This window comes from Candidatus Berkelbacteria bacterium, from assembly GCA_016432625.1.
Classification (GTDB): Bacteria; Patescibacteriota; UBA1384; order 2-12-FULL-50-11; family 2-12-FULL-50-11.
Window position 1 is genome coordinate 617,574 of record CP066697.1, and the last position, 14,225, is coordinate 631,798.

Consider the following 14,225-nt stretch of genomic DNA (forward strand, 5'->3'; position numbering starts at 1 on the left):
CTACAATTGTTGTGGAGGGAAGTATTAAACGCCGTCGAGGATTCACCTTAATCGAGATATTAATCGATGCGCTTGTCATCACGATAGTTTTTGGGGCGCTTGCAGGGAGTCTGATCTTTGTTATCAAGAGCGTTAACAGTGGCAAACTTCGTACTGCAGCCGCCACTCTTGCCAACGAGCAGGTTGAATATTTGCGTAACCTCCCTTACGACTCACTCTCGACCCAGAACGGCACCATCCTGCCACAGGGCAATATTCCCGATCAACAAACTCTAACCAGAAGTGGCAACTCGTTTGATTTGAAAACAACTATCATCTTTATCGACGATGTTTTTGATGGCTGCGCTATCCCCTTTGACGTTAATCTTTACCAGTGTACCGACGGCGGTACGTCTGCAACTTTTGACGTTGTGCCAGTAGACTATAAGCGGCTTACTGTCGAAGCGATGAAGGTTGGGGATCCGACAACCAAGACAACTCTTTCTAGTAATATCGCCGCGAAAGCGGCTGAAACACCCAGCAACACCGGCATGTTGCTTGTAAAAGTGATCAATGCCCTTGGTCAGCCGGTTGAAGGGGCGACGGTTACAGTAACAAACGACGTTACCTTGGTGGATTTGCAGGGTCTTACTAACGCCCAAGGATACGTGTTCGTCGCCAACTTACCTCCCGACAACCAGAACGGCTATCACATCGTCGCGACTAAGGACGGTTTCTCCACCGACTTCACCACCGATCGAACGGCGCAAAACCCCAACCAGCTTCAGCCAGACGTCGATATTAATGTCCAGCAGGTTACCGTTCAAACGCTAGCAATCGATCTGCTAGCAACGGCAACTCTTAACGTAGTGAACGAGCTCGGAGCGCCGCTCTCGGGAGTTGAGGTCACCGCAACCAGTAATAAACTGCTATATACCAACCCGGACACGCCAAAGAACGTCTATGTCCAATCGAGTAACGGAACTGGCGTGGCGGTGTTCGCTAACATCGAGTGGGACAGCTACAGCTTCACCGTCGCAAGCAGTTACCATGTCATCAGCACTAGTCCATACCAAAAGGTCGCGATCAATCCTGGTATCAATACCAATGTCACATTAGCCCTTACTACCGACCCGAACTGGCCGCGCATTGATAGCGTCAGTCCCACTTCTGGAGTAGCCGGCGATACAGTGGTGGTTGCTATTGAAGGTGATAACTATGGCGGCAACGCTACGGTGATCCTGCGTCAAGCCGGGCAAGCCGACATTGTCCCAACAGTAATTGACGTCAACCCCAACCAAAAATCTCTCAATGCTACTTTCAACTTAACGGGCGCGGCGAGCGGCGCCTGGGACATTGTTCTTACCTCCAACAACCAAATCGTGACACAGCAGGGAGGTTTTACGATCTCATGAGACTACGCAAGCAAAAGGCATTTTCGCTCGTCGAGATGATCATCGCGATAAGTATTATCGCGCTTTTCGGTGGGCTTGTAGCGACAAATATTATCCAAACCTACCGCAACCATCAGATTGCCGAAGCGCAGTCGATTACCCAGCGCGACTTAAACCTTATGATCGACCGAGTTAGTCGGGTTTTGCGTAGCACGACACTGATTCTTGAGACAACAGAAACCGGTCTGAAAGTACGGGGTTATCCTAAAGTTAACGATCCGGCGCCAAGTGAGATCTACTTCTATATCGAGAATAGCGCCCTCAAATACTCCGTCATCCCCCCTACTGGCACAGCCCCCAATTATACCTACGACCCGAACGACGCCCAGTATTTCACGTTACTGCCCAAGGTCACTAACTCTGTCGCTAATCCGCTATGGCGTTATTACGACGAAAATAGTGATCTCCTTGCTTTCCCGGTCAATAAAGCCGATGTCCGAATCGTTGAGACGCTACCCTTTGCGCTCGACTCGGGTAACGCTCTGAGCGCGCCAATTGGGATTTCAACTAAAATAGCTCTGAGGAACTTTAAAACAAATCTTTAAATGACTATAAGACGTGGCTACAAGAAAGGTTTTGTCTTACCACTGGTGCTGGGCTTTGCTGCAGTGGTTCTAATTATCACTAGCGCCCTGCTCTCGCTGACGGCCAACAATTATAATGTCGTCAAAAAGCAGTCCAACTCCAATTCCGCCCTTAGCGTTGCCGAAGCCGGCATTAATTACTATCTCTGGCACTTATCCCATAACAACCAAGACTATTGTGACGGTAACTCTTGCGCTGGAAACGGGCCGTTCGGGCCTTATACCCACCAGTACTTCGACACTGCCGGCCAATCGGCCGGTAGTTACGACATCACGATTACTCCGCCGAGTGGCAACAGCACCTCGGTCACCGTAAGATCCGAAGGGACGTCAGTCAGCGGCGAGAAGCGAACGGTTTTGGCAACTTTGGGCGTTCCGTCTTTCGCACAGTATTCTTTCGTTACAAACTCTGAGGCCTGGTTCGGCGATACTGAATCGACGAATGGTTTAGTACACTCCAATCGTGGCATTCACTACGACGGCACGGCCAACGGCGTAGTTGCCTCAGCGGTCGAAACGTACCAGCCGAGCTCGTGCTTTGGTGGTGACGGAAGTACCCATGATGGCGTTTGGGGAACTGGTGGGCCGCAAGGATACTGGAATTTCCCCGTACCGCTAGTTGATTTCAACCAGTTAACAAGCGACTTGGGTGATCTTCAGATCGCCGCGCAGGCTAACGGTATCCACTTACCAACACTGCTCGACGGACAAGGACGTAAGACGCACAGCGGTTATGCCATTCGTCTTAACGCCGACAGCACTATAACTGTCGGTAAAGTTACGGCTCAGCGCGATAACGGCGGAACCGGGGGTACCTGCGTCAATCACCCGCGTTATAATTCTTTGATGCAAAATATCGCCTGGGAGAGCACCAACCGAAATTTACCGCCAAACGGCATAATTTTTGTGGCTGACAACGCTTGGGTTTGGGGCACGGTGACAAGTAGATTGACGATCGCTTCTGGGCGGTTGCCCGATAACAATTCGACAAACACTAATATCTTCCTGCAAAACGATATCAGCTACACCGTTAAGGACGGCTCCGTCGCCTTGGGCCTAATTAGTCAGGCAGATCTGGTGCTTAACTCAAGTTCGGAGGACGACTTGGTGATTGACGCTTATTTATTGAGTCAAAAAGGCAAAGTTTTCCGTCCGTATTATCCAGGTAACACCAAGACAATAATCAGCGTCTACGGCGGTATCGCTTCCAACTCGTGGTGGACCTGGAGTTGGGTAAACGGCAGTAACCAAGTGATCTCAGGCTACGGAACGACGGTACAGACTTACGATACATATCTGGCCCTTAACCCCCCGCCTCAGTTTCCGACTACAGGCTCGTTTGCGATCCTAAGTTGGAAGGAAGAGCCGATTCTGTGATGGCTAAACGTTCTTAACTTCGACGATGTCGGCCCCAAGCGACTGGAGCTTGGCAACGAGATGCTCGTAGCCACGCTGTAGAACTGCGAAATTATGAATAGTGGTCTCTCCCTCAGCGATTAGCGCCGCAACAATGTAAGAGAAACCGGCTCGTAGATCGGGAACTGTTATTTCCGCGCCGTGTAGGGCAGTTGGCCCCTTTACGCGCGCACTTTGTCGGTAGTTACGCTTACCAAATTTAGAATGTATTGATTCAACCGGCTCCTCGATAACCTCAATATCAGCGCCCATGCTGTTGAGAGCGTCAATATAGCCAAAACGGCTTTGGTAAACAGTTTCCCTGACTATAGAAATGCCCTTAGCCTGAGTGAGAACAATTACCAGCGGCTGTTGCCAGTCAGTCATGAAGCCTGGGTGAACATCTGTTTCGACGGTAATGGGCGTCAGCTCGTGATTGCTACGATAAAAAGTAATGCCGTCTCGGCTGACGTCAAACCCGCCACCAATCTGGTGGTATTTGTTGAGGAACGTCATCATATCGAGCTGGTTGGCGTTCCGGACAAAGATCTTGCCGTTTGTGCCAAGGGCCGCGCACGCCCATGAGGCTGCCTCGATTCGGTCGGGCATACCGCTATGAGTCGTGCCGTGCAAAAGTTTAACCCCTTCGATTGTAATCGTTCGATCGGTGTCCACGGAGATAACCGCACCCATTTTCTGCAAGAAGGCGATGAGATCCAAAATTTCCGGTTCAACAGCAGCATTATGAATAGTCGTCGTCCCCTCTGCTAAAACGCTCGCGAGCAGAACTTGTTCCGTGGCTCCAACACTTGGGTACTCAAGCTCAATCTCCGCACCGCGTAATTTACTAGTTTTAAACCAAGCCCGGCCGTTCTTTTCTTCGTAGATCGCCCCCAACTCTTTTAAAGCATTTATGTGAAAATCAACCGGTCGTGGGCCGATATCGCAACCACCGACTTTAGCGACAATCGCATGACGAAAACGCGTGAGCAATGGGCCACACATCAGAATTGGGATTCGACTACGCCCGGTGATATCTTCGATATCTTGCTCTTTGAGCGCCCGCATGCCTTGAGCAGTGATCTGCAACGTCCCAGGCCGAACTTCTTCCACTTTAACGCCAAGCCGACGAAACAGCGTAGTCATAATTTCGACGTCTTCAATCGAGGGAACGTCGCGAATAATACACGGCTCATCCGTCAAAAGCGCCGCCACCATGTTCTTAGGCACAGCGTTTTTCGCGCCACGTAAGGCTATCTCGCCAACGAGCGGTTTACCGCCGCGAAGGCGAATATAACTATCGGCCATGAATAGTCGCGAGGGAAGGTGTTCGATGAGTTAGTCGCATCTTGGCCCTATCGTAGCATGTCCTGTCAATCAGGAGGAACCTAAGCGGGTGGGTTGGTCGCTGCTTGCTCTTTCGGCTTGTCAGTTTTTGAGCCGGTCACAAGTAGGTTTTTGACTTTCTCGATTACCTCGCCAGGCATCATCTCGGACTTAACGATGTAGTCGTCAGCACCACGAGTGATACTCTCCATCTTTTCTCGGTCTTGGATGAGAGCGGTTAAAACAATAACGGGGATACTTCTTGTCTCGTCCTGTTCTTTGAGTTTTTTCAAGACATCGAGCCCGTTAATTTTCGGCATCATGATGTCCAGCAGAATGATATTTGGCTTCAACTCTGTGGCCATCGATAACGCTTCTTCGCCGTCCTTAGCCATCTCTACCGAAAAGCCTTCAGCCTTGAGGCGCTCCGAGTACATCTCGCGCAAGGTTAGGTCGTCGTCAACCAAAAGTATACTTTTGAATGAATCAGCCATTACTTTTTCAGCTTAGCACTCTGTTAAATAGGTGGCAACAACTCAAAACTCTTAGTGCCCCTTCTCGGTTGATGCCGTGACCAATGCGGGCGGTTTCTTATCTTGCAGCTCCACTCGGGGCGCTGAGAGCGGTCCCTCCAGGATAGCGCCGTCGATTTTCTCCGGCGGCTCAGTCAACACCGGCAGTTCGAAGATAAAGTCGCTCCCCTTACCCTCCTCCGACTCCACCCAGATGCGGCCCTTGTGCAATTCGACAAAATTCTTACTGATGTACAGACCTAGGCCAGTACCTTTCTGCTCATCAATTTCGCGTTTGACTTGGGAGAACTTCTGGAACAGTTTCTTCTGGCCGTCTGCGGATATGCCGCGGCCGGTATCGATAACGTCAAAGCGAAGCTTGCCGGCATCGGCACCGATTTTCATGACAATGCCACCTTTTTCGGTGTATTTAATCGAGTTGCCGACTAAGTTGACGATAACCTCGCGGATTCGGTCGGGATCGCACCAAGTTTCTGGGACAGCCTTTTTGTCGGCTTCGAGTTTTATCGTCAGTTTCTTGGCGTCAACCTTTACCTGCAGCTCGTGTAGGACAGACTCGGCCAGGTCGTAAAGATTGGTCTTGGCAAATTTCATCTTGACGCGACCCTGTTCAATACGGGAGACGTTCAGGAGGTCAAGAATCAGTTCGGCGAGACGTTTTGAGGAGTCGTAGGCGCGGTGCAAGTAGACGCTAGCCTTCTTATCAACCTTACCCATGTGCTCATCCAGAATCATCGAGAGGTAGCCTTCAACGGCGGCGAGTGGGGTATTGAGCTCGTGAGAAGCCATGGAGATGAACTCGTCCTTGAGCTTATCGAGGTCAGCCAGGTATTCATTGGCGCTCTTTAACTGCTCAAAGGCGTAAGCCCGTTGGATCGCCAGCGAGGTCTCGTCGGCGATTGCCGTTGCCATATCGACGTCGCGCTCTTCAAGCTGCTCCTTGGGCACGCGATAGGCAAACAGCATCACGCCTAGCGGTTCCTTGCCGGCAAACAGCGGCACTGCCAAGACGTATTTTAGGCCCGTTAAGGTCTGAATCGTCGCCGCAACAGGTTTGCCAATTGGCGGAGAGATGAAGTCACTGAGACGAGTGGATTCCTTGAGCTGGTGTTCAATCAGGGCGTTATGCAGCATGTTGAAGTCTTTCTTAATCGGATAGCTATACCGGTCAAGGTCGCTACCGACAAGGCTGTATATCTTCTTTGTGAATTCGTTAGAGGAGATGGCGTAGGCGGCTAAATGACCTCCTTTTACCAGGTTTAGGAGCGCACCGTTGCAGTTGTCGAATTGTTTGGGAATCTCATCGAGGATTGCCTGCAGCATTGGCCTCATTTCATTCTGGTTAAGCACCATCTTTGAGACCTTCTGCAACGCCGCTAGGTTTTTATTCCGCTGCTCCAGTTCCTTTAGAGTCTCAGTTTTCTCCGCCGCCAGCTGTTCGATCTCCTTCCTTCTGGCAATTTCCCGTGAAACGTTACGAACTAGGGAGTAGCTCCCTATGGCTACTAACACAGTGACTAAGGACTTTAGGAGTAGCTCCCCTGCTGACCTAGAGAGGAAGATTTGAGTCAGGAGCACAATATTTAGCCCTAATGCCACCACAGCCGTCACGACTGCCCTGATATCGAAAAGTCGATGCGCTACTATCGAATATGCAGTCCCCAACACGAATAGAATGGAAGAATAATTTCCGACCTTATAATAACGGTCTGAACCAACAATAGGACGTACGACGTAATAAACTATGAGATTTACTGCGACTACTGCCGTGATACCCAGGAAAAAGATCTGCAACTGACTCTTTTCTTGGCCTTGAGCTTCTTTGTATTTAATCAGGAAATGATAAATCGAGGCAACGAAGACAACGAACAGGAAGGTTAGAAGAAGGTAGTATCCCTGCCCAGTAATTAGCTCGCTCCCGAACTCTTTGAAAGTGACTCCACTAACAACGAGATTGGAAAACAATGATATTGCTGCAAGGAGGGCGCCCAGGAAATATGCGAGTTTTGTCGTTAACCCATTGTGTTTATGGGAGTGCGGAAAAATAAAAGAGAAGTGAAGTAGTATCGGCCCAAGAAACGCCAGGGAAACAAAAACAAGACGGTTGAAGAGTAGTGATAGAGATTCTTGGCGAAAATAGTCAGATAAAAATGCAAAAGTTATCCAGCCGAGAATGGTTGTTACTAGGGTGGCAAAGACCAGATTTGAATTCTTTTTCCTGTCTTGTGCGATGACCGCAATAGTGATTGTGATACCCACAAGATCGATGAGCGGAACGATAAAGTTATCGAGGTATTGCATTACTCCCCGGCCAGATGAAGAATGTGCGGATCGAAGCTTATAAAGTCCGGCGCCTTTTTCACTGGCAAGCCAAGAACGAGACGCTTTATTGCAATTACCGACAATGCGGCAGTAGAGTAAGCAGCACTAGCTGGCTGTGGGATATTATCTAGCCTGCCCTCTATTACATCGTTTAGAACTGGGCTCAGGTACTCGGGGATTATTCCAGTGTAATAGGCCATGAACTTGTCTCTAAGTCCCGAGTCATTTCCCCGCTCGCTCTCTGTAATCTCAAGCATCTCTTCCAGAGACTTACTATCCTTTGTAAAGATAAAAATGCCTCCGCCCCAGCCAATATCAACTGGATATACCACGGGGAGTCCCATCTTTTTGCATTGTCGGTGCAGCTCTACGACAGCCATAGGAGACTCTAGAGGGTCTATAGCATCTACGACCACATCGATACCTTCAAGGGCGGCTGAAATATTAGAGCTGTCTAAAAAACTACCTATTTCTTTAACGTGAATGCGCCTATTGAGCTTCTTGAGTCTTCTAGCTAAAGCCTCGACTTTTGGCTGCCCGAGATCATCGGAACTGTACTCCTGGCGATTAAGATTGCTCTCCTCCACTACGTCACCATCAGCTAGTACGATGTGGTGGAAACCGGTTCTGGCTACCCCCACCGCGATGACCGATCCGATTCCACATCCAGCAATGAGTACGGTCTTCCCTGCTAGTTCATGGTACTGTTTCTCTGAAAGAAGACCCAGGTTCCTACTTAGAAATGCCTTATTAACCTCCATTGAATACAGTATACATTCACAGCTTTAGACGGACAGGATAGTTCATAGTATTCATGTATTCGTTCGAAGGAGAGCCAATCTCCACGAAGTCATATCCCCTCTTCTTCAGGCTTTTAAGTAACCAGTCCTCTACAACAGCGTAAATATTCTTGACGTCATTCTCTTTGACAATCTTTAATATTTCTTCAGCCAGTAAACGAAAAATTTCTCGTCGTGTCTCTTGCTTGCGACGGTACGCTTTAGCGATCATAAAACGCGAGACTTCACAAGAATGGCCCATATCTTTTTCTTCGGGCAGTTCGAAATGCTCGAAAATCGGCAACGCTTTTTCCGCGGGCAGTATAACCCTAGCGTAGCCAGCTAGGCGTCGCCCAATCAGTACAACTACGTGAATGGACTGCCCATCGTACTCATCGGACTCTCGACGGTGCTGGTATTTATCGCTTTCAAGAAAGCCCTTCTCTTCCACGTAAACCCGGTAACGAAGTTCCGCAATCTTCGGAAACAAATCATCGTTGACAAGTATTCTCTCTACGTGTGGCCGAGCCCTGAGTAATAACATTCAGCAAAGAGTATACCGCCTAAACGTGCTTATTAAATGGCCGAGCATGCGTTCATTCTAGCTCATATCAGTTTTTTGCTAAACTACCCCGGGCTCGTCGACTTATAGGTCGATCAGTTCCTAGCGACTTCTCAATACCCGACGAAAATAGTCGCGGGAGTTTCATAATCGGAGGTAATTGAGTTGCTTTTCCTCGAAGCCAGCCTTATAATGCGCTCAACAACGAGACATCTCGCTGTTGATGAGGTTCTTTAACAAAAAGGATATCATTGCAGTAGAAGTCTCGTGGAGAAGTAACCTATGGAAAAAGACAGTCACATCATCCTTACCGGCGACCGACCCACTGGCCCTTTGCATTTGGGTCACTACGTCGGCTCGCTACGTGAGCGAGTGAAGCTTCAAACGGAGCACAAACAGCTCATCATCATCGCCGACGCGCAGGCACTCACAGATAACGCCACCAACCCAGAGAAGGTTCGCAAGAACATCCTCGAAGTGGCCCTGGATTACCTTGCCGTAGGCATCGACCCCAAGCAAACGACGATCTTCATCCAATCGCTCGTACCGGAGATCGCCGAACTGACGATGTATTATCTCAACCTAGTGACGGTTGCACGCCTTCAACGCAACCCAACCGTCAAAGAAGAGATCAAGCAGCGAGGGTTCGGCTCAAGTATCCCGGCCGGCTTCCTGGCATACCCAGTGAGCCAAGCAGCGGACATCACCGCTTTCAAAGCGGACTTGGTGCCCGTAGGCGAAGATCAGCTGCCGATGATCGAGCAAACTAACGAGATCGTGCGCAGCTTCAATCGTATCTACCGACACAAGGTGCTTGTCGAGGCTAAGGGACTTCTTTCGAAGGTCTCTCGTCTCCCCGGCACAGACGGGAAGGGCAAGATGTCCAAGTCATTGGGCAACGTCATTTCGCTTTCAGACAGCGCCGATGAGGTAAGTCAGAAAGTGAAAACGATGTACACCGACCCGAAACACCTCCGTGTGGAGGATCCTGGAACGGTTGAAGGCAACCCGGTATTCGCGTACCTGGAAGCCTTTGATCCCGACGAGAAAGGTCTCGAAGCAATGAAAGACCACTACCGCAAAGGGGGGCTTGGGGATACTGTCGTAAAGCGCAGACTCCAAGAAGTCCTTTTGGCGGAACTGGATCCGATTCGCGCTCGGCGCGAAGAATTCGCCAAAGACCCTGACGCAGTGATGCGCATTCTCCAAGATGGAACCGCAGCAGCTCGCGAAATTGCTGCAAAAACCTTGGAAGATGTTCGCAGAGCAATGCGCATCGACTATTTCTCCAACGACTAAAGGAGGTCGTCATGTCTGAAATCGTTCGCGTCGCAACAAAAGCGATGAGGATGATGCTCGGCGAGCAAGACGACCCTGAACTCATCCTTCTCTCCTTCCCCGGAAGTTCTGGTGCGAGAGTGTCGCTTTTTAGACACGCTCGCACCAATTCTCTCTATGCAGTGAAGTGCGTGGCGCAGTCACGGGTTTCACTAATGGACGAGATCGGAAGAAGAAACGCACTAACGCCTTACCTGCCGGATCACCTCCCGCAGGTATTATGGTGCCAAGTGTTGGACGGCTTCGAGGTCATGATCTCCGAGTGTAAGGGGATACATTCCCTCCATCACCTCATTATCAACTCCAACGTGCCTCACAGTCGTTTACTAGGAGTCTGGAAGGACTTTATAGAGGCGCTACTGCGAATGTGGCAAGGTTCCGAGCACCAGTTCAATGAAGCTCTGTGCCCGCGCTTCTTTCCCGCCCGGCTGGGTAGGATTGAGCAGGGTATTCGTAATGCGACCGTTGGCAAGACCAAGCTCTCCGAGTGTTGGGATATGCCAGTGGTCGTCAACGGTAGCGAATACCAGTCTATCGCAAAATCGTTCGAGGCGATTGCCCAGGTGGGCAAGCCAAAAATGGGCGTAGTGTGCCACGGCGATCCTCAGCCCAGCAATATCGTTGTCGGGACGAGGTACTCATGGTACTGCGTAGACTGGGAGTGGGCAGGCCCTCATCAGGATTGGAGAATGATGTTGGCCAATCTCTACGGGTGGTGGTCTACCCGTTGCAGCGTCTTGTCTACCGATGCCGTCTTGCGAGTGTCTCGAAATCGTCTTGAAATCGAACACAGCTCGTACGTGCCGACCCACTTACAACCGTACCAAGACATCGCGCGCTCCGTTGCTTCGACGATGTCAGCTGGATTTCCGAGTGAGGAGACGACAAATGACGTTAACCGGTTTCTCGCCGCGCTCTACTTTGGGGAGATTAGATTTCTTCACATGTGGGGACGCGAGGCTTTCGCTGAAACAATGCTGGCTCAGGCCATCACTACGATTAGCGGATCATATCGGGGCGCTAACGCACAGTCGTTCAGATTCCCTCAACAATAAGGAGTAGGCATATGTATCGAACGTTCATGACTCAACAAAACTTCGACTTTGTCCAGCAGGCCATAAGGCGCCTAGCTGGGGAGGTCGAGGCAAAAGACGGGGACGGAAGCTTCTGGGTGAACTACGGCAGCTTCGTGCTGAACCAACAAACGCCCGAGAGCGATCTTGACCTGCTCTTCATCCACAGTCAGCCAACCGCCGTACGAAGAATCCAGTCATCTTTCAGTGGCCACGACGTTACGATCTACTCGCTCAACAGAAGAGATTTTGTTAGCGACGGTCAACGCAGGGTGTTTGGAGGATACTTCGGCGGTAAGGTTCTTAACCCCCTGGTTACGTTCAATGCCTCGGAGAAGGATCAAAGCATGCTACTGGAGGTCGGTGGGTTATTCATCGGCCAATTCGCTTCTGCGATAGCAGATAAGCATGTTCGGAGAACCTCCACGAAGGCAAACCTTGCGGCAGATTCGGTCCTAGCAAGACTCCATCTTTGCCCTTGGTATCGAAGCTACTTTCTGCGGTACTTCACCTCACCGACTTTCCCACAGCTGTGGGACAAGATGTCGGAGGTGACTACCCTGTCTTTCCTGAAAGCAGGGATAGTGACGCAGGACGACGACAACTTTCGCTACCTAAATACGCTCTCACTCGCGGATTTACACGAGACTGCCCTTGAGGCAGTTGCCCGATTCTGGGCGTTAGGTAGCTGTCTACACGGTGCTTTACCCGACTTTCCGGCATTTTACATGCAGAAGGCCGAGCAGTACGTGCGGGACAACCGACTAGAAAATCGCCTGGAGGAGATGATGAGTTTTCTCCAAGCCCAGTCCAACACAGGAGGAACCCATGTTAACTGAGTCCTGGCTTCAAGACAGGATGCGATTGGCCGCAGCTGAGGCGACTGTTACCGTCAAGCAGTTTGCGCTTGAGACGATCGCAGATTCGCCAGACGACGCGTTCACCGAGATACGTAACGGGTTCGCACGAGTCGGCGTCTTCGCGTTCCAGAACCCGGTACCGGTTTTCGAAGCCATGCTCGACCGGAAACAGTTCTCTGTTCTCGTCGGTATGCGCCCGAACGCGGTATTTCATCTCGGACATCTTACGCTTATGCGAGAATTGCATTGGCTCATCCAGCAAGGCGGCCAACCGATCTTCGTGTTTGCGGGATATGAAGCTGATCGACATATCACGACAAGTGAGGCAGAGCAGGAGACGATGCGCTTTGATCAAGCGTACCGGAAGTTCACCGGGACTCCATTGCCGGCAACCGCAGTGAGCTTCTCCGATCAAGACAGTCAAGAGCTGAAAGTCCTAGAGTTAGGCGCTGCGAAGTGCTTATCTACAAGGAAGGTTCTTCAGTTGTATGGCTGGGACGCGAGCATCCCACTCGCTTCGTTACGCGTACCTGCCATTACGGCAGCAGCGTTTCTTCTGCCTACGACCCTCTACCCGAAACGGCCGGCACTGGTACTTTCGGACATCCATCAAGTCACACATGCAGAAGCCGCCAAGATCGTGGCCTGCAAACTACAACTCCCTTCGCCCAGCTACTCGTATCGCCTGCTTCTTCCGAGTCTGAGGGGCCCGACAAAGAGAATGAGCGCTAAGGACGCCAAGTCGCTCATCACGCTCATTGAACCAACGGAGCAGGTGGAACGTAAGCTACGTCAATGCTTTTCCGGAGGTCGTCAAAGCCCCGAGGAACAGCGAAGCGCGGGCGGCGACCCACAGCACTGTTCCTTCTTCCGGATTGCCGAGCTGCTACAGCCTTACGAGACTACAGCGCAGATGCATGAGGACTGTGTTTCAGGAGCATCGCTGTGTGGTGAGTGCAAAAAGAAGCACTTGAGCAATATCGCAAGGAGGATCCATGGATAGGAAAAATCCAGACCGAAAAGGCCGGCCGTGCGATGCACTTACCGGCCTTTTTTTGACTCCCAAGGCGCGAGTTAGCGTCACTTGACACCCAGGTTAACTCAACCTACTATTACCAAGATGGTTAAACAGCTGTCGACTACAACTTGGTGGGGAGGCTTGACACTGATTTAGGTGACTAGGCCACTTTGCCATAACTAAAACCACGAGGCCCGGTCACCCGGGATTTTTTGTACCTCACAAGGAGCCCTATGATTACCCTTTCGACATACGCTTCGCAGTTCGCTTTTGCGCCCGAACACACCCTGCATATAGGGGTGGAGCGCGAAAGCTTCCTCGTCCAACACAGCGAGATCGTACCAGCAGCGTTCGAGGTGCTGAAAATGCTACCTCAACCGCGATTCGGTTACGAACTTTCAGCGTGCCAACTGGAAGACCGCGTCGGTCCGTGTCAGTTAGCTCAACTACCAGACGAGCTGAAACGAAACGATGAGTTAGCCGAGGAGGCACTGAGTCTTCTCGGTCTGCGGCGACTGTTCCTAGAAGTCGCTCCTGACTCCATGCCGCTCGACCACTACCCCTCGAAACGTTACGACGAGATCGTCGCCAAGATCACCAAAGAGCGTCTTCTCGCTGCTTGCCAGGTGACGGGCACCCACGTTCATGTCGGTATGCCCGATGCGGATACGGCCATGAGGGTACATAGCGCCGTCATCCCTTACACCGACGAGCTCTGTCAAATGGGTGACCACTCTGGTGGTCGTCGCTTGCAGATCTATCGGATTATGGCTGCCGACTATCAGCCAATCGCCTGGCGGGGCTGGGATCACTTCGAGGCCTACGCCATCGAGCATGACTTCGTCAACGACCCACGCTCGTGCTGGCACCTGATTCGCTTGTCGGTTCACGGCACGATCGAGTTTCGAATGTTTGGCAGCCCGCGTTCCAACGACGACGTCGTCAACTGGGCAGAACGTTGCTACTCACTGTGTCGTGACGCCCTCTGATGAATGGGGGGCC

The 14,225-nt window shown here is 51.1% G+C and carries 13 protein-coding genes; 8 read left to right on the plus strand and 5 right to left on the minus strand.

All coding sequences use genetic code 11. From position 1 onward, the window contains the following. Window positions 1-11: 11 nt before the first annotated feature. From HY845_03415 to HY845_03425, 3 genes are read left to right on the plus strand one after another with little or no spacing between them, the layout of a single operon-like run. Window positions 12-1,394: a hypothetical protein gene (locus HY845_03415; protein ID QQG51582.1), complete on the plus strand. Its 1,383-nt coding sequence runs from the start codon at window positions 12-14 to the stop codon at window positions 1,392-1,394. Continuing rightward, on the plus strand, window positions 1,391-1,978 hold the full coding sequence (locus HY845_03420; protein QQG51583.1) for a type II secretion system protein: 588 nt from the start codon (window positions 1,391-1,393) through the stop codon (window positions 1,976-1,978). The genes HY845_03415 and HY845_03420 overlap by 4 nt, the downstream gene beginning before the upstream one ends. Next, a complete protein-coding gene (locus HY845_03425; protein ID QQG51584.1) occupies window positions 1,979-3,394 on the plus strand; it encodes a hypothetical protein in 1,416 nt (471 codons plus the stop codon). 3 nt (window positions 3,395-3,397) lie between these two features. On the opposite strand, the gene murA is transcribed toward HY845_03425, so the two are convergent. The 5 genes from murA to HY845_03450 all read right to left on the minus strand — a co-directional run bounded on the left by murA (window position 3,398) and on the right by HY845_03450 (window position 8,916). Then, window positions 3,398-4,720, minus strand: a complete 1,323-nt coding sequence (murA, locus tag HY845_03430) for a UDP-N-acetylglucosamine 1-carboxyvinyltransferase (GenBank protein QQG51585.1) — start codon at window positions 4,718-4,720, stop codon at window positions 3,398-3,400. A gap of 80 nt (window positions 4,721-4,800) precedes the next feature. Next, window positions 4,801-5,232 (minus strand): response regulator, encoded by a 432-nt coding sequence (locus tag HY845_03435; GenBank protein ID QQG51586.1) that lies wholly within the window; start codon window positions 5,230-5,232, stop codon window positions 4,801-4,803. A gap of 51 nt (window positions 5,233-5,283) precedes the next feature. Further along, a complete protein-coding gene (locus HY845_03440) occupies window positions 5,284-7,572 on the minus strand; it encodes a GAF domain-containing protein (protein ID QQG51587.1) in 2,289 nt (762 codons plus the stop codon). Beyond that, window positions 7,572-8,354, minus strand: coding sequence for a ThiF family adenylyltransferase (locus HY845_03445; GenBank protein QQG51588.1), 783 nt, complete (start codon window positions 8,352-8,354; stop codon window positions 7,572-7,574). Before HY845_03445 ends, HY845_03440 begins: the two co-directional genes overlap by 1 nt. 16 nt (window positions 8,355-8,370) lie before the next feature. Further along, window positions 8,371-8,916 (minus strand): GNAT family N-acetyltransferase, encoded by a 546-nt coding sequence (locus HY845_03450; protein ID QQG51589.1) that lies wholly within the window; start codon window positions 8,914-8,916, stop codon window positions 8,371-8,373. A 300-nt stretch (window positions 8,917-9,216) separates the two neighbouring features. Between HY845_03450 and trpS the strand changes: the two genes are divergently transcribed. The 5 genes from trpS (at window position 9,217) to HY845_03475 (ending at window position 14,212) form a co-directional block, all read left to right on the plus strand. Beyond that, window positions 9,217-10,233, plus strand: a complete 1,017-nt coding sequence (trpS, locus tag HY845_03455; protein ID QQG51590.1) for a tryptophan--tRNA ligase — start codon at window positions 9,217-9,219, stop codon at window positions 10,231-10,233. An 11-nt stretch (window positions 10,234-10,244) separates the two neighbouring features. After that, the gene (locus HY845_03460) at window positions 10,245-11,327 is read left to right on the plus strand and encodes a phosphotransferase (GenBank protein ID QQG51591.1); all 1,083 of its coding nucleotides are present in this window, start codon (window positions 10,245-10,247) and stop codon (window positions 11,325-11,327) included. Window positions 11,328-11,338: 11 nt separating this feature from the next. Then, window positions 11,339-12,184, plus strand: a complete 846-nt coding sequence (locus HY845_03465) for a nucleotidyltransferase domain-containing protein (GenBank protein QQG51592.1) — start codon at window positions 11,339-11,341, stop codon at window positions 12,182-12,184. Further along, window positions 12,174-13,208, plus strand: a complete 1,035-nt coding sequence (locus HY845_03470; GenBank protein QQG51593.1) for a hypothetical protein — start codon at window positions 12,174-12,176, stop codon at window positions 13,206-13,208. The genes HY845_03465 and HY845_03470 overlap by 11 nt, the downstream gene beginning before the upstream one ends. Before the next feature lie 248 nt (window positions 13,209-13,456). Further along, window positions 13,457-14,212, plus strand: a complete 756-nt coding sequence (locus HY845_03475) for a hypothetical protein (protein QQG51594.1) — start codon at window positions 13,457-13,459, stop codon at window positions 14,210-14,212. Window positions 14,213-14,225 lie beyond the last annotated feature (13 nt).